This window comes from Pseudomonas sp. PDM20, assembly GCF_014852575.3.
In the GTDB taxonomy this organism is placed as follows: domain Bacteria; phylum Pseudomonadota; class Gammaproteobacteria; order Pseudomonadales; family Pseudomonadaceae; genus Pseudomonas.
Window position 1 is genome coordinate 253,679 of sequence record NZ_CM181224.1, and the last position, 23,181, is coordinate 276,859.

At 66.9% G+C, this 23,181-nt stretch carries 24 protein-coding genes; 20 read left to right on the forward strand and 4 right to left on the reverse strand.

Annotated elements, in window-relative coordinates:
* Positions 1-156: 156 nt before the first annotated feature.
* Complete coding sequence (lafA, locus tag IB261_RS01235) at positions 157-996, reverse strand: lateral flagellin LafA (protein WP_081518776.1); 840 nt, start codon at positions 994-996, stop codon at positions 157-159.
* 306 nt (positions 997-1,302) lie between these two features.
* Between lafA and IB261_RS01240 the strand changes: the two genes are divergently transcribed.
* The 7 genes from IB261_RS01240 (at position 1,303) to IB261_RS01270 (ending at position 8,350) form a co-directional block, all read left to right on the forward strand.
* Positions 1,303-1,920, forward strand: a complete 618-nt coding sequence (locus IB261_RS01240; protein WP_081518775.1) for a CDP-alcohol phosphatidyltransferase family protein — start codon at positions 1,303-1,305, stop codon at positions 1,918-1,920.
* 63 nt (positions 1,921-1,983) lie between these two features.
* Positions 1,984-3,741, forward strand: a complete 1,758-nt coding sequence (locus IB261_RS01245; RefSeq protein ID WP_192383401.1) for a bifunctional alpha/beta hydrolase/class I SAM-dependent methyltransferase — start codon at positions 1,984-1,986, stop codon at positions 3,739-3,741.
* 8 nt (positions 3,742-3,749) lie between these two features.
* Complete coding sequence (locus tag IB261_RS01250) at positions 3,750-5,090, forward strand: phosphatase PAP2/dual specificity phosphatase family protein (protein ID WP_192383568.1); 1,341 nt, start codon at positions 3,750-3,752, stop codon at positions 5,088-5,090.
* Complete coding sequence (locus IB261_RS01255; protein ID WP_081518773.1) at positions 5,080-5,526, forward strand: hypothetical protein; 447 nt, start codon at positions 5,080-5,082, stop codon at positions 5,524-5,526. Before IB261_RS01250 ends, IB261_RS01255 begins: the two co-directional genes overlap by 11 nt.
* 14 nt (positions 5,527-5,540) lie before the next feature.
* Positions 5,541-6,170, forward strand: a complete 630-nt coding sequence (locus tag IB261_RS01260) for a lysophospholipid acyltransferase family protein (protein WP_192383400.1) — start codon at positions 5,541-5,543, stop codon at positions 6,168-6,170.
* A gap of 1 nt (position 6,171) precedes the next feature.
* A complete protein-coding gene (locus tag IB261_RS01265) occupies positions 6,172-7,101 on the forward strand; it encodes a phosphatidate cytidylyltransferase (RefSeq protein WP_151188978.1) in 930 nt (309 codons plus the stop codon).
* A 187-nt stretch (positions 7,102-7,288) separates the two neighbouring features.
* Positions 7,289-8,350: an ATP-grasp domain-containing protein gene (locus IB261_RS01270; protein ID WP_192383399.1), complete on the forward strand. Its 1,062-nt coding sequence runs from the start codon at positions 7,289-7,291 to the stop codon at positions 8,348-8,350.
* A 58-nt stretch (positions 8,351-8,408) separates the two neighbouring features.
* On the opposite strand, the gene flgA is transcribed toward IB261_RS01270, so the two are convergent.
* Entirely contained in the window at positions 8,409-9,206 is a 798-nt protein-coding gene (gene flgA, locus IB261_RS01275; protein WP_192383398.1) for a flagellar basal body P-ring formation chaperone FlgA, read from the reverse strand.
* Between the two features lie 86 nt (positions 9,207-9,292).
* On the opposite strand from flgA, the gene flgB reads away from it, so the two are divergent.
* The 12 genes from flgB to IB261_RS01335 all read left to right on the forward strand — a co-directional run bounded on the left by flgB (position 9,293) and on the right by IB261_RS01335 (position 20,130).
* Positions 9,293-9,658: a flagellar basal body rod protein FlgB gene (flgB, locus tag IB261_RS01280; RefSeq protein WP_081518768.1), complete on the forward strand. Its 366-nt coding sequence runs from the start codon at positions 9,293-9,295 to the stop codon at positions 9,656-9,658.
* A 4-nt stretch (positions 9,659-9,662) separates the two neighbouring features.
* Positions 9,663-10,091, forward strand: a complete 429-nt coding sequence (flgC, locus tag IB261_RS01285) for a flagellar basal body rod protein FlgC (protein ID WP_081518767.1) — start codon at positions 9,663-9,665, stop codon at positions 10,089-10,091.
* On the forward strand, positions 10,091-10,759 hold the full coding sequence (locus IB261_RS01290) for a flagellar hook capping FlgD N-terminal domain-containing protein (protein WP_081518766.1): 669 nt from the start codon (positions 10,091-10,093) through the stop codon (positions 10,757-10,759). The genes flgC and IB261_RS01290 overlap by 1 nt, the downstream gene beginning before the upstream one ends.
* A 36-nt stretch (positions 10,760-10,795) precedes the next feature.
* Positions 10,796-11,983, forward strand: a complete 1,188-nt coding sequence (gene flgE, locus IB261_RS01295; RefSeq protein WP_192210435.1) for a flagellar hook protein FlgE — start codon at positions 10,796-10,798, stop codon at positions 11,981-11,983.
* Between the two features lie 9 nt (positions 11,984-11,992).
* Positions 11,993-12,721 (forward strand): flagellar basal-body rod protein FlgF, encoded by a 729-nt coding sequence (flgF, locus tag IB261_RS01300; RefSeq protein ID WP_151188981.1) that lies wholly within the window; start codon positions 11,993-11,995, stop codon positions 12,719-12,721.
* A gap of 27 nt (positions 12,722-12,748) precedes the next feature.
* Entirely contained in the window at positions 12,749-13,534 is a 786-nt protein-coding gene (flgG, locus tag IB261_RS01305) for a flagellar basal-body rod protein FlgG (RefSeq protein WP_081518763.1), read from the forward strand.
* 2 nt (positions 13,535-13,536) lie between these two features.
* Positions 13,537-14,199, forward strand: a complete 663-nt coding sequence (flgH, locus tag IB261_RS01310; protein WP_081518762.1) for a flagellar basal body L-ring protein FlgH — start codon at positions 13,537-13,539, stop codon at positions 14,197-14,199.
* A 30-nt stretch (positions 14,200-14,229) separates the two neighbouring features.
* Positions 14,230-15,333 carry a flagellar basal body P-ring protein FlgI gene (locus tag IB261_RS01315; RefSeq protein ID WP_192383567.1) on the forward strand — a complete coding sequence of 368 codons (1,104 nt, stop codon included), beginning with the start codon at positions 14,230-14,232 and terminating at the stop codon, positions 15,331-15,333.
* Between the two features lie 266 nt (positions 15,334-15,599).
* Complete coding sequence (locus IB261_RS01320) at positions 15,600-16,640, forward strand: lytic transglycosylase domain-containing protein (protein WP_192383397.1); 1,041 nt, start codon at positions 15,600-15,602, stop codon at positions 16,638-16,640.
* On the forward strand, positions 16,637-18,004 hold the full coding sequence (gene flgK, locus IB261_RS01325) for a flagellar hook-associated protein FlgK (RefSeq protein WP_192383396.1): 1,368 nt from the start codon (positions 16,637-16,639) through the stop codon (positions 18,002-18,004). The genes IB261_RS01320 and flgK overlap by 4 nt, the downstream gene beginning before the upstream one ends.
* A 23-nt stretch (positions 18,005-18,027) precedes the next feature.
* Positions 18,028-18,942, forward strand: coding sequence for a flagellar hook-associated protein FlgL (gene flgL, locus IB261_RS01330; RefSeq protein ID WP_192225544.1), 915 nt, complete (start codon positions 18,028-18,030; stop codon positions 18,940-18,942).
* A 141-nt stretch (positions 18,943-19,083) separates the two neighbouring features.
* On the forward strand, positions 19,084-20,130 hold the full coding sequence (locus IB261_RS01335) for a hypothetical protein (RefSeq protein WP_192383395.1): 1,047 nt from the start codon (positions 19,084-19,086) through the stop codon (positions 20,128-20,130).
* A 190-nt stretch (positions 20,131-20,320) separates the two neighbouring features.
* On the opposite strand, the gene mdtI is transcribed toward IB261_RS01335, so the two are convergent.
* Both mdtI and IB261_RS01345 read right to left on the reverse strand, forming a co-directional pair.
* Entirely contained in the window at positions 20,321-20,650 is a 330-nt protein-coding gene (mdtI, locus tag IB261_RS01340; protein WP_024766311.1) for a multidrug/spermidine efflux SMR transporter subunit MdtI, read from the reverse strand.
* Positions 20,644-21,015, reverse strand: coding sequence for a multidrug/spermidine efflux SMR transporter subunit MdtJ (locus tag IB261_RS01345; protein WP_081518756.1), 372 nt, complete (start codon positions 21,013-21,015; stop codon positions 20,644-20,646). The genes mdtI and IB261_RS01345 overlap by 7 nt, the downstream gene beginning before the upstream one ends.
* 472 nt (positions 21,016-21,487) lie before the next feature.
* On the opposite strand from IB261_RS01345, the gene IB261_RS01350 reads away from it, so the two are divergent.
* A complete protein-coding gene (locus IB261_RS01350; RefSeq protein WP_192383394.1) occupies positions 21,488-23,146 on the forward strand; it encodes a SulP family inorganic anion transporter in 1,659 nt (552 codons plus the stop codon).
* The last annotated feature ends 35 nt before the right edge of the window (positions 23,147-23,181 follow it).

The following is a 23,181-nucleotide window of genomic DNA, read 5'->3' on the forward strand; positions in this document are numbered from 1 at the left end:
CAAGCCTCGAAACCACTGGCGCAGAGGGGCTGCGCCGCGACCGGTGGTCGCAACGCCGTCTGTCAGCGTACCCGCAGACAGCACAACGCCCCGCCGGGGCGGGGCGATGGCGGATCAGGGCGCGCGAGGCGGGGGGCGCCTCGCGCTGGCCGGGGCTTAGCCCAGCAGGCCCATGATCATGCTGGGCATCTGGCCAGCTTGCTTGAGCATGGAGATGCCGGACTGCATCAGCATGGAGCTCTTGGTCATGTTGGCGGTTTCGCTGGCGAAATCGGCGTCCATGATGCGGCCCTTGGCCATGTCGGTGTTGTCCTTCATGTTGGCCAGGTTGTTGGAGGTGTGGCCCAGACGGTTGATCGCGGCACCGAAGGCAGCGCGGGTCTTGCCGACCTGGTCCAGGGCGTCGTTCAGACCGTCGATGGCGGCAGCGGCGCCGGCTTTCGGGTCCAGAGCCTGGACGGTGGTGCCCAGCGCGGTGACGGTGGCGGCGATGTCGGTGTCGGCAGCGGCAACGGTCATCACTTCAGCGGAGTCGGAGCCGATCTGGAACTTGATGTCGGCCGCCAGCTTGCCACCGGTACCGAACAGGCTGTCGCCAGCGTACTTGGTGTTGGTGACAATGTTGGTCAGCTCTTTGCCCAGCTCGTCGAACTCGGACTTCAGGGCGTCCAGGTCCTTGTCGGAGTTGGTGCCGTTGGCGGACTGGGTGGCCAGGTCCTTCATGCGCTGCAGGATGTCGGTGGCTTCGCTGAAGGCGCCTTCGCCGGTCTGCAGCATGGAGACGGCATCGCTGGTGTTGCGCATGGCCATGTTCATGCCGCGGGTCTGGGCATTCAGGCGGGTGGCGATCTGCAGGCCGGCGGCGTCGTCGGCGGCGGAGTTGATGCGCAGGCCGGTGCCCAGGCGCTGCTGCGAAGTAGCCAGCTGGCCGTTGGTCTTGCTCAGGCTGGTCTGGGTGATCAGGGAGGAGTAGTTGGTTTGAATCGACAAGGCCATGGTGGACTTCCTGTATGAGCTGAATGAAGCCGGCGTTGTGCCTGCTGAAGAGGTAAGGCGACAGCTCGCAGGGGAGGATTAAGGGCGGATGAAAAAAATTTGGCGCGGGGATTCCGACGATACCGGCCAGCGCCGCGCGGGTATCGATGGCCTACAGCATGTGTCCTTTGGCTCAGGATCGGTCATCTATGTTGTTGAGACATATCTGACAGCCCAGGTGCCGGGGTGCAGCTAAGCTCCTCGGGTCCACAAGGCTGTGGATCGTTCGACCGAATCCCTCGTTGCGAACTGTGAGAAAGGAACCTCATGATCTCCGTCTACCAGCTCAAGTCCCGTTTCCAGAACCTGCTCCGCCCCCTGGTCACCCGCCTGTACGAGCGCGGCGTCACCGCCAACCAGGTGACGCTGGCTGCCTGCGGCATTTCGCTGCTGGTGGCGCTCACGGTCGCGCTGCTGGCCGGCCACGCCTGGATATTTCTGCTGATCCCCCTGTGGATGTTCCTGCGCATGGCGCTCAACGCCATGGACGGCATGCTCGCCCGCGAGTTCGGCCAGCAGTCGAAGCTGGGCGCCTACCTCAACGAACTCACCGACGTGATTGCCGACAGCGCGCTGTACCTGCCATTCGCCCTGCTGCCGGGCGTGAGCCCGGCGCTGGTGGTGCTGGTGGTCCTGCTCGCGGTGATCAGCGAGTACGCCGGCGTGCTCGGGGTGATGGTGGGTGCTTCGCGGCGCTACGACGGGCCCATGGGCAAGAGCGACCGCGCACTGTGCTTCGGCGTTTTCGGCGCGGCCGTGGCCGCCGGGCAGTTGCCGCTGGTCTGGCTGAACCCGCTGCTGGTGCTGCTGGCACTGCTGCTGGTGCTGACTATCGTCAACCGGGTGCGCCAGGGGCTGGCCGAGCAGAAGGAATCGCAGGCCTGAGCCGAGGCCAGCCTGTCAGGACGGGGACCGGACAGTCCCGCAAGCCATCGAACAGAGGAAGTTATGCGCGAGTCTTCGAATCACCACTTCGTTACCCATGACGGCGTCGAGCTGTTCTACCGCCACTGGCCGGCCGCTGCCGGCAGCGACGCGCCGCGCCGCGCGGTGTTGCTGTTCCATCGCGGCCATGAGCATTCCGGGCGCATCGGCCACCTGGCCGACGAACTCGACCTGCCCGGCTTCGACGTCTTCGCCTGGGATGCCCGCGGCCACGGCCAGTCGCCCGGCGCGCGCGGCGACAGCCCGAGCTTCGGCACCAGCGTGCGTGACGTGCAGACCTTCGTCGAGCACATCGCCTCGACCTACGGCATCGCTATCAGCGACATGGCGGTGGTGGCGCAGAGTGTCGGCGCGGTGGTCGCCTCCACCTGGGTGCACGACTACGCGCCGCCGATCCGCAGCCTGGTGCTCGCCTCGCCGGCGTTCAAGGTCAAGCTCTACGTACCTTTCGCCCGGCCGGGCCTGAAGCTGGCGCGCTGGTGGCGCGGCAACTTCTTCGTCAACAGCTATGTGAAGGCGAAATTCCTCACCCACGACCCCGAGCGCATCGCCTCCTATGACAGCGACCCGCTGATCGCCAAGGCCATCTCGGTAAACGTACTGCTGGGCCTGTACGAAGCGGCCGACCGTGTGGTGGCCGATGCGCAGGCGATCCAGGTGCCGACGCAAGTGCTGATCTCCGGTTCCGACTTCGTGGTGCACCGCAAGCCGCAGCAGCGCTTCTTCGACAACCTCGGCACGGCGCGCAAGGAACTGCACATCCTGCCCGGCTTCTTCCACGACACCCTTGGCGAGCTGAACCGCGAGCAGGCGACCACCCGCGCGCGGCGCTTCATCCTCGAGTGCTTCGCCCGCCAGCCCGAGCGCGCCGACCTGCGCGGCGCCGACCGCTTCGGCTACACCTGCGCCGAAGCGGAAGCACTGGCGACGCCGCTGCCCGCCTGGTCGATCCGCGATCTCTACTGGCGTGCGACCCGCGCCAACATGCGCCTCGGCCGACTGCTGTCCGACGGAATCAACCTCGGCTTCCAGACCGGCTTCGACTCCGGCAGCACCCTGGACTACGTCTACCGCAACCGGCCCGCCGGGGCGGGGCCGGTGGGCCGGATGATCGATCGCACCTACCTGGAGTCCGCCGGCTGGCGCGGCATCCGCCAGCGCAAGGTGAACATCGAGGAGCTGCTGCGCCTGGCCATGGCCAGCCTGCGCGAGCAGGGCCGCGAGGTACGCATCCTCGACATCGCCGCCGGCCACGGGCGCTACATCCTCGAAGCACTGCAGGGCCTCGAGGCGCTGCCCGAAAGTGTGCTGCTGCGCGACTACAGCGAGCTGAACGTGCGCGAGGGCTCGGCGCTGATCGAGCGCCTGGGCCTGAAGGAGCGCGCCCGCTTCGTGCAGGGCGACGCCTTCGATGGCGCCGACCTTGCCGCCGTCGAGCCGAAGCCGACGCTGGCGGTGGTCTCCGGTCTCTACGAGCTGTTCGCTGACAATGCCATGGTCAGCGGTTCGCTGGCCGGGCTGGGCGAGGCGGTGGAAGAGGGCGGCTACCTGATCTACACCGGCCAGCCCTGGCACCCGCAGCTGGAGCTGATAGCCCGTGCCCTCACCAGCCACCGCGCCGGGCAGGCCTGGGTGATGCGCCGCCGTACGCAAGGGGAGATGGACCAGCTGGTGGCCACCGCCGGCTTCCGCAAGCTGGCCCAGCGCATCGACGAGGACGGCATCTTCACCGTCTCCCTGGCCCGCCGGGAGCGCAGCTGATGGCGTCGATGCCGGCGCGCGACCCCGGTGTCCTGCGGAGGGCGGTGATCTGGCTGCTGTTCCTTGGGCCGTTCTTCTTCCTCAGCTATGGCTTCGCCAACTGGGTGGCGGGGCAGCGCGAATCGGTCGGCGTGCTGGTGTTCGACTGGGAGCGCGGCACGCCGCTGTGGCCCTGGACGATCATCCCGTACTGGTCGATCGACCTGCTGTACGGGCTGTCCTTCCTGCTGCCGCGTACCCGCCGCGGGCTGGACTGCCATGCCCTGCGCCTGCTCACCGCGCAGGTTGTCGCGGTGACCTGTTTCCTGCTGTTCCCGCTGCGCTTCAGCTTCGAGCGACCGATGCTGGAGGGCGTCTTCGGTGCGCTGTTCGACCTGTTGATGGGTTTCGACAAGCCCTTCAACCAGGCGCCTTCACTGCATATCGCCCTGCTGGTGATCCTCTGGGTCGCCTACGGTCGTTACGCCAGCGGCGCATGGCGCTGGTTGCTGCACGGCTGGTTCGCGCTGATCGGGCTGTCGGTGCTGACCACCTGGCAACACCATTTCATCGATGTGCCGACCGGTGCGCTGCTGGGCTTCTTCTGCGTCTGGCTGTGGCCACGAGAGGTTCGCTCGCCGCTGCAGGCGTGGAGCCTCAGCGGCGACCCGCAGCGGCGCCGGCTGGCGGCCCTCTACGGCGTCGGCGCGTTGCTCTGTCTGGGGCTGGCGCTGGCCGGCGGCGGCCTGTGGCTCTGGCTGTGCTGGCCGGCGGTATCCCTGACGCTGGTCGCGTTGTGCTACCTGGCGATCGGCACGGTGGGCTTCCAGAAGCGCCTGGACGGTCGCCATTCGGTGGCGGTCTCCTGGCTGCTGGCGCCCTACTGGCTGGGCGCGTGGCTCAACGCGCGCTGGTGGACGCGCCGCCATCCGCAGCCGGATGAAGTGCTGCCGGGGCTCTGGCTCGGGCGCTTGCCGGACTGGTACCAGCCCCGGCATCTGCCGAGCCTGGCGATCCTCGACCTGTGCGCCGAGCTGCCCTGCACTGCGCTGAGCCGACGCTACGAGTGCCTGCCGCTGCTCGACCTGGTAGCGCCCAGCGTCGCGCAGTGCCGGCAAGGCGCGGAGCTGATCCAGCGAATGCACGCCGAAGGCCCGGTGCTGGTCTGTTGCGCGCTGGGCTACTCGCGCAGCGCCACGCTGGTGGCGGCCTGGCTGCTGATTTCCGGCCGTGCGGCCACGCTCGAGGATGCGCTGGCGCAGGTTCGCCACGCGCGTCCGCAGGTGGTGCTCAAGGCCGAACAACTGGCGGTGCTGGCGCAGATCGCCGGCCAGCCGAACCTGTCACAGGAGGTGAGTCATGTCGGTTGATCCGGCCCTGATCCTGGTGGCCAGCCTGCTGCGCCGTGGCAGCAGTCTCAATGGCCTGTCCTCGGCGCTTACCGTGCTGGCGCTGGCCCTGGGTTTCTACGGCGTGCTGATGGCCAGCGCCACCCTGGCGTTCAGCCTGAGCATGGCGTTGCTGGTGCTGCTCGGGCTGGTGCAGAAGTTCTATGCCATGCGCGTGGCACTGGACGCCGACCTGTTCGAAGCCATGGCCAACGCCGGAGAGGCGCTGGCGGAGAAAACCCGGCAGCTGGACGACGCCCTGGCGACCTACGCCGGTGTGTCGGCGGACAAGACCGGCCGTCCCTGGAGCGAGCGCAGCCGTGGCGCGCTCGCCCTGTTGCGCCGGCAGGTGCAGCTCTGCGCCGCCCAGTGGCTCATTGCGCTGCTGTGCCTGATCACCCTGACTTTCCAATCCTGAGGAACGTACCCGCAATGCTGGAACGACTCTGCGCCTACGCCATCATCGCCGGCGCCCGTGCGGTGACCGGCCTGCGCAGCCTGTGGATCGGCACCACGCCGATCCCGGCACAGCGCATCTACTACGCCAACCACAGCAGCCATGGCGATTTCGTCCTGCTCTGGGCCTCGCTGCCGCCGGAGCTGCGCTCGCGCACGCGGCCGGTGGCAGGCATGGACTACTGGGGCAAGGGCGGCCTGCGTGGCTTCATCATCAACCGCGTGTTCCACGGCGTGCTGATCGACCGCACGCGCGGTGCCGAGGGCGGCAACCCGCTGGAGCCGGTGGAGCGCGCCCTGGCCGACGGCGACTCGCTGATCCTCTTCCCCGAAGGCACCCGCAACCTCGACGAGGATGTGCACCTGCTGCCCTTCAAGAGCGGCATCTATCACCTGTCCAGGGCCCATCCGCAGGTGGAGCTGGTGCCGGTGTGGCTGGACAACCTCAACCGCGTGATGCCCAAGGGCCGCGCGCTGCCCTTGCCGCTGCTGTGCACCCTGAGCTTCGGCGCACCGCTGGCGGTGGAGGAGGGCGAGGCCAAGGACGCCTTCCTCGAACGCGCCCGCGAAGCGTTGCTCAAGCTCGCCGCGCCGGAGGGTCGCTGAGATGAACCAGACCTGGCTGCTCTTCGGTGGTATCGGCGCCATCCTCGTCCTCGCCTCGCTGGTCGGCGCGGTGCTGCGCTGGAAAGCGCCGCCCGGACCGCACGCGGTGATCGACAACCTCAACGCGCGGATCAACGCCTGGTGGGTGATGGTCGCGGTGATCGGCTGCGCCTTCGCCCTTGGCCACTGGGCGGTGATCCTGCTGTTCTACGGGGTGTCGTTCTACGCCCTGCGCGAATTCCTCACCCTGATGCCGACCCGGCGCAGCGACTATCCGGCGCTGGTGGCGGCGTTCTACTTCGTGCTGCCGATGCAGTACCTGCTGATCGGCATCGGCTGGTACGGGCTGTTCTCCATCTTCATCCCGGTCTATGTGTTCCTGCTGCTGCCGATCCTCGCCTCGCTGGGCGGTGACTCCAAGCACTTCCTCGAGCGCGCCTCGAAGGTGCAGTGGGCGCTGATGCTGGCGGTGTTCTGCATCTCCTACGTGCCGGCGCTGCTGACCCTGGAGATCGCCGGCTACGAAGGGCGCAACCTGCTGCTGATCGCCTTCCTGGTCATCGTCGTGCAGCTGTCCGACGTGTTGCAGTACGTCTGCGGCAAGCTCATGGGCAAGCGCAAGATCGCGCCGAACCTGTCGCCGTCCAAGACCCTGGAAGGCTTCATCGGCGGCGTCACGCTGGCCACACTGATCGGCGGCGCACTGTGGTGGATCACGCCCTTCAGCTTCTGGCAGGCGCTGCTGATCGCCCTGATGATCAACATCCTCGGTTTCTTCGGCGGGCTGGTGATGTCGGCGATCAAGCGCGACCGTGGGGTGAAGGACTGGGGCCACATGATCGAAGGCCACGGCGGCATGCTCGACCGCCTGGACTCGGTGTGTTTCGCCGCGCCGGTGTTCTTCCATTTCGTCCGCTACTGGTGGACCTGACCCCCGTCGGAAATCCCCCAGGCGCTCCGGGGTAACCACTCCGGAGCGCCGGTTCGCGGCTACGCTTGCTCTATTCCTTCGGGAATGTCGTACGGCAACGGAGTGTTTGGGCGTAAGCAGTCGAATCTTCACGGGGCCATGAAGCAATGAACACTCTCTTTCCGCAAATCACCGGCGGGGCTGCGTCTTGAACGGCCCGGCGGGTGGTTTCCGGTTTACCTGCCTGGTCACCGCCATCGGCTCCTACTCCGCCGAATCGGTGATCTCATCGCTGCGCGAGCACTGGGGCGCGCGGGTGGTGGGGACCAATACCCAACCCCGCGACTGGTGCACTACCTCCGCCTTGCTGGATACCTTCCATCGGGTTCCGGCGGCGAGAAATGTTACCGAGTATGTGGAGCGCATCCTCAGGATCTGCGAAGCCGAGCAGGTGACCCATGTGGTGCCGCTGATCGACCCCGAGGTCGATGCCTTTGCGCTGCACCACGAGGCGTTCGCCGAACGCGGCATCACGCTGTGCATGCAGCCGCTGGAGACCATTCGCGTCGCCCGCGACAAGTGGCTGGTGCACCAGGCCTTCCGCAACGATGCGCTGATCCGCACCATTCCCACCTGGCGCCTGGAAGACCTGCCCGTACCGGGGCTGGACCTGCCGCTGATCGCCAAGCCGCGCGACGGGCGTAACTGCGAAGGGCTGATGCAGGTGCGCGACGCGGATTTCCTGCACTACGTGCACAAGCGTTTCTCGGACCGCGACTACATCGTGCAGCCACTGCTGCCGGGTGAGGTCTGCGTGGTGGACGTGGTGCGCCAGCGGAGCACCGGCGACTGGGCGGCCATGGCGCGCCAGGAGCTGGTGCGCACGCCGACTGGCGCGGGCCTGACCGTGCGCATGCTGGCCGATCCGCAACTGCTCGAGATGGCCGGACAGGTCGCCCGTGTGCTGGATGTGAACGGCTGCATCAACATGGAGTTCCTGGTGCAGGACGGCGAGGCGCTGCTGATGGACGTCAACCCGCGCTTCTCCGGCGGGATCGCCTTCAGCCACCTGTCCGGCTACGACATGGTCGCCAACCACCTGCGCTGCTTCCGCGAGGCGCCGCTGGATGCGCCGGTGCTGCCGGCGCCGAGCATCCACGCGCGGCGGCTGGTGGAGGTGACCACGTTTGCCGCGCCGGCTGCTGCGCCCGAAGCCATCGTCGCGCTGCCGGGCTCGCTGGGCCGCGGTGACCGCAGCGCATCACTGTAGGAACGGGCCGTGACCGCGACCGTCCTGCAGGGGGGGTAGGCAGTGAGCGGGTGCAGCATCAGAAGATGCTGCTCACCTCGCCTGACGCCGTCACCTTCGCCTCGATGATCTTCTGGCTGCGCAGGTTCTTCACGCGGATCACTTCGTCCTGCTTGCCGTTGGCCAGCGCCTCGCCGACGGCGCTGGCCTGGATGCCGTCCTGGCTGGCGACGATCTTCACCTGCTGGCCGCGCCGCACCAGCATTGCTCCATCGAGCAGTGCCGGCGTCAGCGGCTGGTCGGCGCGAATGCGGCGGCGGGCCGTCTTGCCGGCCACCTCGGCGATATCGGTGAAGTAGCCCCGCGAGCTCTTGCCGAGTTCCACCGGCGCGAGCTTGAGTTGCGCCGCGTCCAGCGTCTGGCCGCGCGCGATCTCGCCGCTGGCGACCACGGTCGGCAGGTACACCGTGGGCTGGCTGATGAAGGTCACCGGCCAGCCGGACTGCCCTTTGCAGGAGGCTTCGAAACGCCGTCGCGCACTGACCGCGGCAGGCGCTTCGAGCGCACGCAGCTGCGGGTCGGCGGAGCAGGCGGCGAGCTTGCCCAGGCTGTTGGGCAGGTTGTTGTTCACGGTGAAAGTCATGCCTTTCCAGCCGGCCTTGCGCGCGGCTTCCTTCAGCTCGGCAGCGACCTGCTGCTGCGCGGCGGCGTCGAGTTGCGCGCGCGCATCCTGGGCTTGTGCCAGGGCGGGAAGCAGCAGGAGGAAGCAGGCGGAAAGAGCCTTTCCGCATCCCGCCGCGCGGTGCGTCGAAAGCGGAAAAGCCGCGTTGCACGCGCTGTTTCGCGTCGCGCGTAAAGCCTTGTAAATCAACGACATGAAGCGATATTCCGGGGTGGGCATGCTTTGTGCTCTGTCGCTGCGCACACCGAAAGATGGCCGAACGACGAGAGCGGGTTGCGCGAATGAGTATACGGTTTGACGAGACCCTGGGTATCCACGAGAGAGCCCTCTCGCTGCACATGCAGCGCAGCGAAATCCTGGCCTCCAACCTGGCCAACGAAGACACCCCCGGCTTCAAGGCGCGGGACATCGACTTCGCCGCCGAGATGCAGCGCCAGGACAGCTCCAGCGTGCTGCTGGCGAGCACCAGCGCCGCGCGCCCTGACCTGAAGTACCGCATCCCCAACCAGCCTTCCCAGGACGGCAACAGCGTGGAGCTGTCCACCGAGCAGGCGGAGTTCTCGCGCAACGCGATGGATTTCCAGACCAGCCTGACCTTCCTGACCATGAAATTCCGCGGCCTCAAGCAGGCCATCGAAGGACGCTGACGCCATGGCATTCGATTCCATCTACCGCATCGCCGGCTCGTCGATGAACGCGCAGACCGTGCGCCTGAACACCGTGGCGAGCAACCTGGCCAACGCCGACTCCGCCGCCAACAGCCCAGACGCCGTGTACCAGGCGCGCAAGCCGATGTTCGCCGCCGTCTACGAGAACGACCAGCTCACCCGTGGCGCCGGCATGGGCGGCGCCCACGTGCAGGTGCTCGACGTGGTGACTTCCGGCCGCTCGCCGCAGCGCCGCTACGAGCCGGGCAGCCCGCTGGCCGATGCCACCGGCTACGTCTACTACCCCGACGTCAACGAGATCGAAGAGATGACCGACATGATGTCCGCCACCCGCAGCTTCGAGACCGGCGTGGAAGTGCTCAACCGTGTGAAGAGCATGCAGTCCAGCCTGCTGAAACTGGGAGACGCCTGATGAGCACGGTCAACAACGACACCGGCACCACCACCAGCGGCACCTCGACCGACACGCCCAAACAGGCGGTCAACCTCGGCGAACTGACCGACATGGAGAACAGCTTCATCACCCTGCTGGTCGCCCAGGTGCAATACCAGGACCCGACCAAGCCGGTGGACAGCACCGAGTTCATCAACCAGTACTCGGCCATGGCGCAGGTCAAGAGCATGCAGAACATGACCACCCTGCAGCAGAACAACCTGGTGCTGATGGACAACCTGCAGACCCTCACTGCCGCAGGTCTCGTCGGCCAGGAAGTGAAGGTCAGCGCCGACAGCCTGCAGCTGGACGGCGACGAGGTCAGCGGACAGATCACCCTGGAGCACGCCTCGGCCACCACCGTGCTGCAGCTCACCGATGCCAACGGCGTGCGCACCGACATCACCCTCGGCCCGCAGGAAGCCGGTGCCGTGCCCTTCAGCGTGGACCCGCAGGCGCTTGGCCTGAAGCCCGGCAAGTACAGCCTGGCGGTGAAGACCGAGAGCGGCGAGACGCCGGGCATCGAGGTGTCCGGCCTGGTGCACAACGTCCGCGTCAGCGCCGATGGCCCGGTGCTGGAAGTCGAGGGCGCAGGTTCGGTGCCCTTCTACAAGATCGTCGAATTCAGTCAGGGCCAGGCCGCCTGAGCGCCTGCTTCCCCCCTCTTAGGATGAGATAACGCCATGAGCTTCAACATCGCCCTGACCGGCCTGAACGCCGTCACCCAGCAACTGGACACCATCAGCAACAACATCGCCAACTCCGGCACCGTGGGCTTCAAGTCCTCGCGCACCGAGTTCGGCAGCGTCTACGCCGACGGCAAGGGCATGGGCGTGGAAGTCGCCGGCACCACCCAGAGCATCAGCCAGGGCGGTTCGCTGGTGTCGACCAACCGCGCGCTCGACCTCGCCATCTCCGGCGGCGGCTTCTTCGTGGTCAAGAGCGGCAACGGCGACACCCAGTACACCCGCGCCGGCGTGTTCAGCCAGGACAACGCCAACTACCTGATCAACGCCACCGGCCAGCGCCTGCAGGGCTACCCGACCGACGCCGCCGGCAACCTGCTGGTGGGCACCGTCTCCGACCTGCAGGTGAAGACCGCCAACCTGCCGGCCAAGGCCACCGACAAGCTGGAGTTCGTCGCCAACCTCGACTCCAACGAGACAGTACCGACCGTCTCGCCGTTCGACCCGCAGAAGGTGGAGACCTACAACTCCACCTACACCAGCAAGGTCTACGACTCCCAGGGCAAGGAGCACACCCTGACCCAGTACTTCGTGCTGACCGGCACCAACACCTGGGATGCGCATTACGCGGTGGATGGCAACGCTGTCGGCGCCACCCAGTCGCTGACCTTCGCCCCGGACGGCTCGCTGTCCTCGCCGATCGCTTCGGTGCCGGTGGGCTTCACCCTGCCCGGCGTCGACCCGATGAACATCTCGCTGGACTACACCGGCACCAGCCAGTACGGCTCGGACTTCGTCGTCACCACCAACCGCACCACCGGCTACGCCGCCGGCGAGCAGACCGGCATCGCGGTGGAGAACGACGGCAAGGTCTACGTCAACTACAGCAACGGCCAGCGCATGCTGCAGGGCCAGGTCGCCCTGGCCAACTTCATCAACAGCGGCGGCCTGCAGAACCAGAGCGGCACCGCCTGGACCGAGACCTCCGCCTCCGGCGCCCCGCTGATCGGCGTGCCCGGCATCGGCCAGTTCGGCTCGCTGTCGGCGGGCAACCTGGAAGGTTCCAACGTCGACATCACCCAGCAACTGGTGGGCCTCATGGAAGGCCAGCGCAACTACCAGGCGAACACCAAGGTGATGACCACCGACAAGGAACTCACCCAGGTCCTGTTCTCGGCCATCTAAGGACTCGTCATGGATCGCCTCGGCTACACCGCAATGACCGCCGCCAGCCGCAGCATGGCGGCGCTGGATGTGCGCGCGAACAACCTCGCCAACGTCAACACCCCCGGTTTTCGCGCCGACCTGGAGCACGCCACCGCCGTCGATGTGAGTGGCGCCGGCTATGACAGCCGCCACCTCGCGCGCATCGAGAGCAGCGGTGTGGACATGAGCGCCGGCACCCTGATGGCTACCGGGCGCGACCTCGATGTCGCCATCCAGGGCCAGGGCCTGTTCGCCGTGCAGAGCGGCAACGGCGAGGCGTACACGCGCCAGGGTAACCTCGAGATCGACGCTGACCGCCAGCTGATGATCAACGGCCGCGCCGTGCTCGGCGAAGGCGGGCCGATCACCCTGCCCGAGTACGACGCCATCGCCATCGGCAGCGACGGCACCATCTCGGTGATGCCGCGCGGCGACTTCATGATGACCGACGTCGACCGCCTCAAGCTGGTGGACGCCCCGGCTGCCTCCCTGGTGAAGAACGCCCAGGGCCTGCTGGTGAGCAAGGACGGCCAGAACGTCGCCGCCAGCGAGGACGTGCGGCTGGTCTCCGGACACCTGGAGCAAAGCAACGTCTCGGCCATCGACCAGCTGGTGGGGACCATGAGCCTGAACCGGCGGTTTGAGGCCCAGGTGAAGATGATGAAGGCCGCCTCGGATCTTGCCGAGGCCGGCGACCGCATGATCCGTGGCGGCTAACCCGCGGCGCGCAGACAGGAGCACAACATGAGTTCGGCACTTTGGGTCAGCAAGACCGGCCTGGCAGCCCAGGACACCGCGATGTCCACCGTGGCCAACAACCTGGCCAACGTGAACACCGTCGGCTTCAAGAGCGACCGCGCGGTCTTCGAGGACCTGTTCTACCAGGTGCAGCTGCAACCCGGCGCCCAGGCTGACCAGGTCAACACCGTGCCCTCGGGCATCCAGCTGGGCAGCGGCGTGCGCGTCGTCGGCACGCAGAAGGTGTTTACCGAAGGCAGCATGCAGACCACCGGCCAGCCCATGGACCTGGCCATCGTCGGCAGCGGCTTCTTCCAGGTCGAGGCGCCCAACGGCGACACCTACTACACCGAGAACGGCCAGCTGCAGCTGAACAATGAAGGCATCGTGGTCAACGCCCAGGGCCTGCCGCTGACACCGAACATCGAAGTACCGGCTGGCGCCAGCCGCTTCACCGTCGGCAGCGACGGCATCGTCACCGCCGTGCTGCCGGGCGAGACCCTGCCCACCGAGCTGGGCCAGATCACCCTGGTCAGCTTCACCAACCCGGCGGGCCTGGAAGCCCTCGGCGGCAACCTCTACAAGGAAACCGCCGCCAGCGGCGAGCCGCAGGAAGGCACGCCGGGGGAGGAAGGCCTGGGCAACCTCAAGCAGGGCGTGCTGGAAGGCTCCAACGTGCAGGTGGTGGAAGCGATGGTGAACATGATCGCCATCCAGCGCGCCTACGAGGCCAACGCCAAGGTGCTCGACGCCGCGTCGGGCATGCAGCAGTTCCTCAACCAGACGGTCTGACCATGACGCGCCTTGCCCTGCTGCTCGCCCTGGCGCTGCTCGCCGGATGCCAGAGCTTCGACGAGATGCTGCCGGACGAGGATTCCTCGACCTACCAGCCCCCGGAGCTGGACTACAGCCAACCGCCGACCACCAGCGGCGGGCTGTTCCGTTCCGGCTACGGCGGTTCGCTGCTGCGCGACAAGCGCGCGATCGGCGTCGGCGACATCGTCACCGTGGTGCTCAGCGAGTCCACCCAGTCGAGCAAGAGCGCGGGCACCAGCTTCGGCAAGCAGTCCAGCCTGGATGTGCCAGTGCCGACCATCCTGACCAAGGAGTACGGCGGCCTGGAAACATCTGCCACGGCCAACCGCGATTTCACCGGCTCGGCGAAAAGCTCGCAGCAGAACACCCTCTCCGGCTCCATTGCGGTGACCGTGCACAAGGTGCTGCCCGGCGGCGTGCTGCTGGTGAAGGGTGAAAAATCCCTGCGCCTGAACCAGGGCGACGAGTTCATCCGCCTCACGGGGCTGGTGCGCATCGACGACATCAACCGTTCCAACCAGGTGTCCTCGCAGAACGTCGCCAACGCCAAGATTTCCTACGCCGGGCGCGGCGTGCTCAACGACAGCAACTCGGCCGGCTGGCTGACGCGCTTCTTCACCCATCCGCTGTTCCCGATGTAAGCAGGCGAGCACTCCATGCGTAGAACGCTTATGTGTAGAACCCTTGCCCGCCTGCTGGCGCTGCTGTGCCTGTCCTGGCAGGCCGAGGCGCTGGCCATCCCGCTGCTCGACCTGGTGGACATCGAAGGTGTGCGCGAGAACCAGCTGATCGGCTACGGCCTCGTCGTCGGCCTGGACGGCACTGGCGACAAGAACCAGGTGAAATTCACCAACCAGTCGGTGGCCAACATGCTCAAGCAGTTCGGCGTGAACCTGCCGCCGAACGTCGACCCGAAGCTGAAGAACGTCGCCGCGGTGAGCGTCACCGCCAGCGTGCCGCCGTCCTACAGCGCCGGGCAGACCATCGACGTCACCGTGTCCTCGCTGGGCGACGCCAAGAGCCTGCGCGGCGGCCTGCTGCTGATGACGCCGCTGCAGGGCGTGGACGGCGAAGTCTACGCGCTGGCCCAGGGCAACCTGGTGGTCGGCGGCCTGCATGCGCAGGGCCAGAGCGGCTCCAGCGTGTCGATCAACAGCGCCAACAGCGGCCTGATTCCCAACGGCGCGACCATCGAACGGATGATTCCCAGCGATTTCGCCCAGCGCCCGGACGTGATGCTCAATGTGCGCAAGCCGAGTTTCCAGACCGCCACCCAGGTGATGAATGCAGTCAACGAGCGCTTCGGCTCCGGCACCGCCACCGCGCTGGACGGCACCAAGGTGTCCGTCCGCGCCCCGGTCAGCCTGGCCCAGCGCACCAGCTTCATGGCCATGCTCGAAGGCATGGAAGTGCAGGAAGGCCGCACCCGGCCCAAGGTGGTGTTCAACAGCCGCACCGGCACCGTGGTGGTCGGTCAGGGCGTGCGCGTCAAAGCCGCCGCGGTCGCCCACGGCTCGCTCACCGTGACCATCAGCGAGAACCCCCAGGTCAGCCAGCCGGGTCCGTTCTCCAACGGCACCACGGCGGTCACCCCGCAGTCGGACGTCTCGGTCAGCCAGGACAAGAAACCGATGTTCAAGTGGCCCGAGGGCACCAGCCTGGAAAGCATCATCAACACGGTGAACAGCCTGGGTGCGACGCCGGATGACGTGATGAGCATTCTCCAGGCGCTGGAGCAGGCCGGTGCGCTGAATGCCGAGCTGGTGGTCATCTAAATGGGGTTGATGCTCTTTCGCCGAGAGTCGCGTTGCCGCGTCAAATCACGCCAGGCTAGACGCGGGGCGACGGCAATGGTCGCTCCCTTGGCTAGCCCCGCAACGACGCATGGCGTGATTTGCCGCGCAACCCGGAGGGACGGGCCGCATTTTGCGCAGAGCGTCGTTACTCATCGTTCATTTGGAATGACCAAACCACACGATTCGCGCCTAGCCCTGCGCAAAATGCGGCGCCGTCGCGACCTCGTCGAAAGAGCATCAGCCCCATGAGCATCACCTCGCTCAACCGTCCCATCGTCCCCAGCGGCCAGCCCGGCGAGTCGCCCGAGCAGGTCCGCCGCGAGCAGTTGCAGGCGGCCTCCGAACAGTTCGAGGCGATGTTCCTGCAGCAGATCCTCAAGCAGATGCGCAAGGCCGGCGACGTGCTCTCCGCCGGCAGCCCGCTGCGCAGCCGCGACCTCGATACGATGCGCGACTTCTACGACGAAGCGCTGGCCGAGCACCTGGCCTCGCGCAAGCAGACCGGCATCGCCGACCTGCTGGTGCGCCAGCTCTCTGCCGAGCCTGCCGACACCACCGAACCGGTGGCGCTCGCCGACAGCGGCGAAGCGCTGCGCCGGCCGTCGGTGTCCAGCCGCAACCCGCTGGTGGACACCTGGCAGCGTGGCGTGGACCGTCTCGCCCACGCCTGGCAGCAGGGCACGGCGGGCTTCCGCACCCTGGTGGACGGCGTGATCGGCCAGGAGTCCGGCGGCAACGCCGCCGCCGTCTCGCCCAAGGGCGCGCGCGGCCTGATGCAGCTGATGCCCGACACCGCCCGCGAAGTTGCCGGCGAGCTGGGCTTGCCTTACGACGAGCAGCGCCTGACCAGCGACCCGGCCTACAACAAGGCCCTGGGCAGCGCCTACCTGGGCAAGATGCTCGACCGGTACGACGGCCAGCACGTGCTCGCCCTGGCCGCGTACAACGCCGGCCCCGGCAAGGTCGATGAGTGGCTGAAGAACAACGGCGATCCGCGCAGCGGACAGATCGGCATGGCCGACTGGGTGCGCAGCATCCCCTTTGAGGAGACCCGCGACTACACCCTCGGCGTGCTCCGTCGCGTGCGCGAGGCCCAGGCGCCGGCGCGCATCCCCGGCAGCGGCCTGTCGCCGGAGAGCGGCTTGAAGCACGCGCCGCAGGAAGGATTTAAGCGCCACAGTGATTACGTCGCCTATCAGGGACAACAGCCCGAATTTGTTTCCCGACCGGCCTCGGCGGCGTTTGCCCAGCCGATCCGCCTCGAGTCGAAGGAGAATGCCTCTTGAGTATGTTGAGCCAGATCGGCTACAGCGGCCTGCGCGCGGCGCAGATCGCCCTGGCCACCTCCAGCCAGAACGTCGCCAACGCCAACACCCCCGGTTTCAGCCGGCTGAGCCCGGTGCTCGCGTCGCTGGCCGGCGAGGGTGGCCTGAACGTCGGCGGCGGCGTGACGGTGACCAGCATCCGCCGGATGGCCAACGACTTCCAGAACCAGCAGCTGTGGCGCGCCACCACCGAGCAGAGCTACTACGACAGCGGCCAGCAGTACCTGTCCGCGCTGGAAGGCCTGATGGGCGGCGAAGGCTCGAGCATCAGCGTCGGCCTGGACAACTTCTTCGCCGCGCTCAGCGAGGCCACCGCCACGCCCGGCTCGGTCGCCCTGCGCCAGCAGATCGTCAACGAGACCAGGAACCTCGCCCAGCGCTTCAATGGCCTGTCCGGCAACATCGACAGCCAGCTGCGCGCCCTGCAGGAGCAGCGCGGCTCCATGGTCGGCGAGATCAACGGGCTGACTGCCAACCTCGCCGCGCTGAACAAGCAGATCGTCGAAGTCGGCTCTTCCGGCGGCGACACCACCGCGCTGCGCGACCACCGCGAGAGCCTGGTGCAGGACCTCTCCAGGTACGCCTCGATCCGCGTCAACGAAGTGGCCGACGGCTCGCTCACGGTTTCCCTCGCCAACGGCCAGCCGCTGGTCGCCGGCAACTCCGCCGGCCAACTGGCGATCAGCCGCACTTCCTCGGGCGAGCAGGAAATCGCCCTGACCTTCGCCGGTACCAGCTTCCCGCTGACCCAGGACGGCATGGGCGGTTCGCTGGGCGCGCTGTACGACACCGAGTACGACACCCTGCGACCGAACCAGACTGCCCTGCACGAAATGGCCGGGCAGTTCGCCCAACTGGTCAACGACACCCTGGCCAATGGCTTCGACCTCAATGGCAACCCCGGCCAGGCGCTGCTCAGCTACAACGCCGGCAGCACCACGGCGATGCTCAGCGTGAACGGCCTCAAGCCCGAGGAGCTGGCGCTGTCGGACACCGCCGGCGAGAGCGGCAACAACAGGAACCTGCTGGACCTGCTGGAACTCAAGGGCCAGAGCATCACCGTCGGCGGCAGCCAGGTCACCCTCAACGACGCCTTCGCCGGCCTGCTCGGCAAGGTCGCCAGCGCCAGCCGGCAGAACCAGGCCGACCAGAAGACCGCCACCACCGTGGCCACCCAGGCCCAGGCCCAGCGCGACAGCGTCAGTGCAGTGAGCCTGGATGAAGAGGCGGTCAACCTGATCACCTACCAGCAGGCCTACCAGGCCAACATGAAAGTCATCAGCACCGCCAAGGAGCTGTTCGACTCGATGCTCGCGGCTTTCTAAGGGCCATTGCGAAGGACAGCACCATGCGCATTACCAACGCACAGATCACCGCGCTGATGAGCGGTTCGATGAACAGCAACTCGGCTTCCCTGGGCAAGCTGATGCAGCAGATGTCCACCGGCCAGCGCATCCTCCAGCCCTCCGACGACCCCATCGCCAGCGTGCGCATGCTGCGCATCCAGCGTGAGGAAGCGAGCCTGGCGCAGTACCGCACCAACATCAGCAACGTCTCGGGCAACCTCTCCACCCAGGAGGCCAACCTGCAGGCCACCTCGGACTCCATGCTCAACGTGCGCGACCTGCTGCTCTGGGCGGCCAACGGCTCGAACACGCCCAAGGACCTGAACGCCATGGCGGGCGAGCTGGAGAGCATCGAGAAGACCATCGTCAGCTTCGTCAACGTGCGTGACGAAGAGGGCCGCTACCTGTTTTCCGGCACCCTGAGCGACACCGCGGCGGTGACCTACGAACCGCTGACCGACACCTACGTCTCCACCGGCAACGACAAGTCGCGCCAGGCCGCCGTGGCCAACGGCGTACAGGTGGAAGAGAACGTCACCGCGCTGGGTATGTTCGGCAGCAGCATGGACTTCCTCAACCAGCTCCACGCCACGGTGAAGATGCTCAAGGACCCGGCCCTGGATACCACCGACCCGACGGTGCAGGCGCAGATCGCCGCGACCATCGACGGCCTCGACAGCGCCCACGACGGTGTGCTCGGCGCCATCACCGAGCTGGGCGGGCGGCAGAACACCCTGACCATGCTCAACTCGAGCAACGAGGAGGTGTCGCTGGTGAACCAGAAGATCAACGGCGAGCTGTCGCAGCTGGACTACGCCGGCGCGAGCATCGACCTGAACACCTACCAGCTGGCGCTGCAGGCCACGCAGAAGACCTACCTGAAGCTCAACGACCTGTCGCTGTTCAGCCGCCTGTAAGTTTCTTCGTAGGGGAGCCGGGCCGCGCCGCAAGGAGGTCTGGACGCCAATCGGCGGCGCAGCGCCCGGTTCCCCTACTTTTTATCCCGCCTCCGCCCGGCCCCAGTGCCGGGCGGAAGCACATCCGGTGCAGAGGTCACCATGAAGGTCATCAAGCAACTGCCGGCCGCCGCCGTCTTCGATCCCAGCGCCCGCCGCGACGTCATCCTGCCCTCCACCGGCGAGCGGCAGAACACCCTGCGCAAGAACGAAGAGAACAGTGAAAACGCCGCGCAGATGGCGCGGGGCGCGCAGAAGAGCGGCAGCTTCAACCTGCAGCTCAACCAGCAGTTGTCCTCCATGCAGTCGGCCGACAGCTACCTGGGCGACCTGCAGGATCGCCTCGGCGGTCTCAAGCTCAACCTCAGCCGCGAACTCAGCGCGCCGCAGTCCCAGGACCGCGAAGGCGTGCGCCAGGCCACGCGGCAGGTCAACGAATTGCTGGAGCAGCGCGCCCAGCGTTCGGACGGCAGCCTCGACGCCAATTTCCGCCTGCGCCTCAACGAGCCGGTGCGCAGCCGCTTCAGCCTCGAAGGCCTGGAGTCGGTGCAGGACATCCAGCGCTCGGGCAAGGAAACCCTGCTGTTCAGCGCTGGGCGCCAGCTCGCGGAACCGGCGGCGGTGGTGCTGGACGATGGCATGAGCACCGAGCAGGTGCTGCGCCGCTTCAACGCCACGCTCGGCCAGGCCGGCATTCGCGCCGAACTCGATAGCGATGGCGCGCTGAAGTTCTCCGCCCCCGAGGCCGACTGGCAACAGCTCAAGGGCCAGTTGGCGGTGCAGGGCGAGGGCAAGCTGTTCGCCAAGGGCAAGAACACCCGGCTGAAAAGCCAGGAAGAGGGGCTGCTGGCGTTCCCCACCGAGATCAAGACCGATGCCTTCCGTGAGCAGCGCCAGTTGCTCGATTCGGTGGTGTCGGCGCTGGATCGCATTGGCGGCCTGCGCGACCAGCTGCGTCATCGCCAGGACGACATCCGCGACTTCCTCGACCGCCACGCCAGCGAGGACGAACGCGAGTGGGCGCACACCTTCGCCGCTTCCATGCTCGACCGCATGGGGCGCAGCGCCACGCACTACAGCGCGGCGGCGCAGACGGTGGTGGCCCAGGCCAACCTGAGTCGCTTCGCGGTGGTCAGCCTGCTGGCCTGAAGCGCCCGCCGCCTTTCGTAGGGCGCAAAACGCGCCAGCGTTATCCGCCGTTCGGGTTGCGGCGCATAACCTGTTCCAGGTTATGCGCCCTACGGGTTAGCGCGGAGCTTGCTCGCGAACCGCACGGCAGCCAATTCCCAGGCATGAAAAAGGCGGAGCCCAGCTCCGCCTTTTTCGTTTCTCTCAGTGATCAGGCCAGCTTCAGCAGGCCCATGCCCAGCACGAGCATCGCCAGGCCGACCCAGCCGCGCCAGACCAGACGCTGACCGAACAGCGCCCAGCCCATGGCGACGGTGGCGAGGATGCCGAAGCCGCCCCAGATGGCGTAGGCCACCGACAGCTCGATGCCGCGTACCGCCTGGGCCAGCGCGGTGAACGCGCCCAGCACGCAGAGGATCGAGGCCGCGCCGATCAGGCGCTTGCGGAAGCCGTCGGAGTACTTGAGCAGCAGGTTGGCGATCACTTCCAGGACGATGGCCAGGCCCAGCCAGGCCATCGGAATCAGGTCATGGTTCAGCATGTCACGGCCTCCCCATTCAGTTCACGGCGCTCTTCATGACGGCCGGTACGGGTACCGGATTTCACCAGCAGGATGCCGGCGATCATCACGGCCAGGCCCAGGGCCTTGTCCAGGCTCAGATGCTCGCCGAGGAAGAAGGCGCTGACCAGGGTGATCAGCACGATGCCGATGCCTTCCCACAGGGCGTAGGCCACGCCGACCGGCACGCGCTTGATGGCCAGCGACAGGAAGTAGTACGACAGGCCGATCATCACGTACATCAGCAGCAGCCCGGCAACCGGGAACAGCGTGTGGGTGAATTTCATCGAGGTGGTGCCAACGACTTCGAAGCCGATGGCGGCTAGCAGATAGATCCAGGAACGCATGGTAAAGCCCTCCCACGGGCAGCCGCGCGCAGTCTCGCTAAGAGCATCCTTGCGGCGGGTTCGGTTCGGGTTCGGTGGTGCCGACTCGGGCGGGAATCACCTGTGAGTGTTCACCGCGCTTGGCGCCACCAGAAGGTGGTTGCCGAAGGGAGGAGCTAGAGGTCGCCGGTCCAGTGACGCTCGCGCGAAACCAGGCGGGAAGTGGGGAGAGGTAGAGCCTTGATGTTCAACATAATGAACATATTGTGCCCATTTTTCGCTTCACTGGCAAATCGACCCGGTTGATTTACGTCATGAATGCCCATGAAATGGCGCCTGCGAACCCCGCTGGACCCTGCGTGCCACCAGGGTTGTGCAATATTCTGTTCACCTTGCTTCGCCTGCGACAGCGCGCCACAGCCATGACCTGCGCCGGGCCGTTTTGGGGTGCGGCCTGTTAGCATCCACCATCGATATCCCGTCGGAGACTGCGATGATCGCCCTGCGAGAAGCCTGGAAGGCCGGACTCTTCGGCCGTGAGCACTGGACACGCAACCTGGTGGCCGGGGTCATAGTCGGGGTGGTCGCGCTGCCGCTGGCCATGGCCTTCGCCATCGCCAGCGGGGTGAAGCCGGAGCAGGGCATCTACACGGCGATCTTCGCCGGCGTGCTGGTCTCGCTGCTGGGCGGCAGCCGCGTGCAGATCGCCGGCCCCACCGGTGCCTTCATCGTCATCCTCGCCGGCGTCACCGCCAAGTACGGCGTGGATGGCCTGCAGATCGCCACGCTGATGGCCGGCGCGATCCTCGTGCTGCTGGGCGTCAGCCGCCTGGGCAGCATCATCCGCTTCATCCCCGCGCCGGTGATCGTCGGCTTCACCGCCGGCATCGGGGTGATCATCTGGGTCGGCCAGTGGAAAGACTTCTTCGGCCTGCCAGCGGTGACCGGCGAGCACTTCCACCAGAAGCTCTGGCACCTGATCCAGGCATTGCCGCAACTGCACCTGGCGACAACTGTGCTGGCGCTGCTGAGCCTGGCGCTGGTGCTGTTCACCCCACGCATCGCCGCGCTGCGCCGGGTGCCCGGCCCGCTGGTGGCGATGGTGGTGGTGACGGCCATCCAGTCGCTGTTCCACTTCGAGGGCGTCGCCACCATCGGCAGCGCCTTCGGTGGTATTCCCCAGGGCCTGCCGAGCTTCAGCCTGCCGGAAGTGACCCTGCCGCGGGTGCTCGAACTGATCGGCCCGGCCTTCGCCATCGCCATGCTCGGCGCCATCGAGTCGCTGCTCTCGGCGGTGGTCGCCGACGGCATGGCCGGCACCCGCCACGACTCCAACCAGGAGCTGATCGGCCAGGGCATCGCCAACCTGGTCACCCCGCTGTTCGGCGGCATTGCCGCCACCGGGGCCATCGCGCGTACTGCGACCAACATCCGCAACGGCGGCAACAGCCCGCTGGCCGGCGTCACCCACGCGGCGACCCTGGTGCTGATCCTGCTGTTCCTCGCGCCGCTGGCCTCGAACATCCCGCTCTGCGCGCTGGCGGCGATCCTCTTCGTGGTGGCCTGGAACATGAGCGAGGCGCGGCACTTCCTGTTCATGCTCAAGCGCGCGCCGCGCGCGGATGTGGCCATCCTGCTGGTGACCTTCCTGCTCACCGTGTTCAGCGACCTGGTGATCGCGGTGAACATCGGCGTGATCCTCGCCATGCTGCACTTCCTGCGGCGCATGGCGTCCTCGGTGGAAGTACACGCCGACGACGGCCCCGAACTGGAAGTGGAACTGCGCGGCCGCGGCCTCGGCGAGCTGCCGCCCGGCGTGCTGGTGTACAGCATCGAGGGGCCGCTGTTCTTCGGTGCGGCGGAAACCTTCGAGCGCGCCCTGGCCAAGACCCACACCGACCCGAAGGTGCTGATCATCCGCCTGCGCCATGTGCCGTTCATGGACATCACCGGCCTGCAGACCCTGCAGGAAGTGATCGAGCAGTTGCAGCGACGCGGCATCGAGGTGCGCCTGTGCGAGGCCAATGCGCGGGTGCTCGGCAAGCTGCGCAAGGCGGGCGTGCTGGAGGATATCGGTGCGGGGTATCACCCGGATTTTCCCGCAGCGCTTTCCGCTGCCAGCGCTGAAGTTGCCGGCGAAACACGGACGTAGGATGGGTGGAGCCTGCGATACCCATGCTGTTGCGG

Coding starts and splice junctions, on each gene's coding strand:
- IB261_RS01240 (WP_081518775.1), top strand. CDS start 1,303: ATGATCTCCGTCTACCAGCTCAAGTCCCGTTTCCAGAACCTGCTCCGC.
- flgE (WP_192210435.1), top strand. CDS start 10,796: ATGAGCTTCAACATCGCCCTGACCGGCCTGAACGCCGTCACCCAGCAA.
- flgC (WP_081518767.1), top strand. CDS start 9,663: ATGGCATTCGATTCCATCTACCGCATCGCCGGCTCGTCGATGAACGCG.
- IB261_RS01255 (WP_081518773.1), top strand. CDS start 5,080: ATGTCGGTTGATCCGGCCCTGATCCTGGTGGCCAGCCTGCTGCGCCGT.
- flgH (WP_081518762.1), top strand. CDS start 13,537: ATGACGCGCCTTGCCCTGCTGCTCGCCCTGGCGCTGCTCGCCGGATGC.
- lafA (WP_081518776.1), bottom strand. CDS start 996: ATGGCCTTGTCGATTCAAACCAACTACTCCTCCCTGATCACCCAGACC.
- IB261_RS01315 (WP_192383567.1), top strand. CDS start 14,230: ATGTGTAGAACCCTTGCCCGCCTGCTGGCGCTGCTGTGCCTGTCCTGG.
- IB261_RS01335 (WP_192383395.1), top strand. CDS start 19,084: ATGAAGGTCATCAAGCAACTGCCGGCCGCCGCCGTCTTCGATCCCAGC.
- IB261_RS01260 (WP_192383400.1), top strand. CDS start 5,541: ATGCTGGAACGACTCTGCGCCTACGCCATCATCGCCGGCGCCCGTGCG.
- IB261_RS01245 (WP_192383401.1), top strand. CDS start 1,984: ATGCGCGAGTCTTCGAATCACCACTTCGTTACCCATGACGGCGTCGAG.
- flgF (WP_151188981.1), top strand. CDS start 11,993: ATGGATCGCCTCGGCTACACCGCAATGACCGCCGCCAGCCGCAGCATG.
- flgA (WP_192383398.1), bottom strand. CDS start 9,206: ATGTCGTTGATTTACAAGGCTTTACGCGCGACGCGAAACAGCGCGTGC.
- IB261_RS01350 (WP_192383394.1), top strand. CDS start 21,488: ATGATCGCCCTGCGAGAAGCCTGGAAGGCCGGACTCTTCGGCCGTGAG.
- IB261_RS01345 (WP_081518756.1), bottom strand. CDS start 21,015: ATGCGTTCCTGGATCTATCTGCTAGCCGCCATCGGCTTCGAAGTCGTT.
- flgG (WP_081518763.1), top strand. CDS start 12,749: ATGAGTTCGGCACTTTGGGTCAGCAAGACCGGCCTGGCAGCCCAGGAC.
- IB261_RS01320 (WP_192383397.1), top strand. CDS start 15,600: ATGAGCATCACCTCGCTCAACCGTCCCATCGTCCCCAGCGGCCAGCCC.
- flgL (WP_192225544.1), top strand. CDS start 18,028: ATGCGCATTACCAACGCACAGATCACCGCGCTGATGAGCGGTTCGATG.
- IB261_RS01265 (WP_151188978.1), top strand. CDS start 6,172: ATGAACCAGACCTGGCTGCTCTTCGGTGGTATCGGCGCCATCCTCGTC.
- IB261_RS01250 (WP_192383568.1), top strand. CDS start 3,750: ATGCCGGCGCGCGACCCCGGTGTCCTGCGGAGGGCGGTGATCTGGCTG.
- mdtI (WP_024766311.1), bottom strand. CDS start 20,650: ATGCTGAACCATGACCTGATTCCGATGGCCTGGCTGGGCCTGGCCATC.
- IB261_RS01290 (WP_081518766.1), top strand. CDS start 10,091: ATGAGCACGGTCAACAACGACACCGGCACCACCACCAGCGGCACCTCG.
- flgB (WP_081518768.1), top strand. CDS start 9,293: ATGAGTATACGGTTTGACGAGACCCTGGGTATCCACGAGAGAGCCCTC.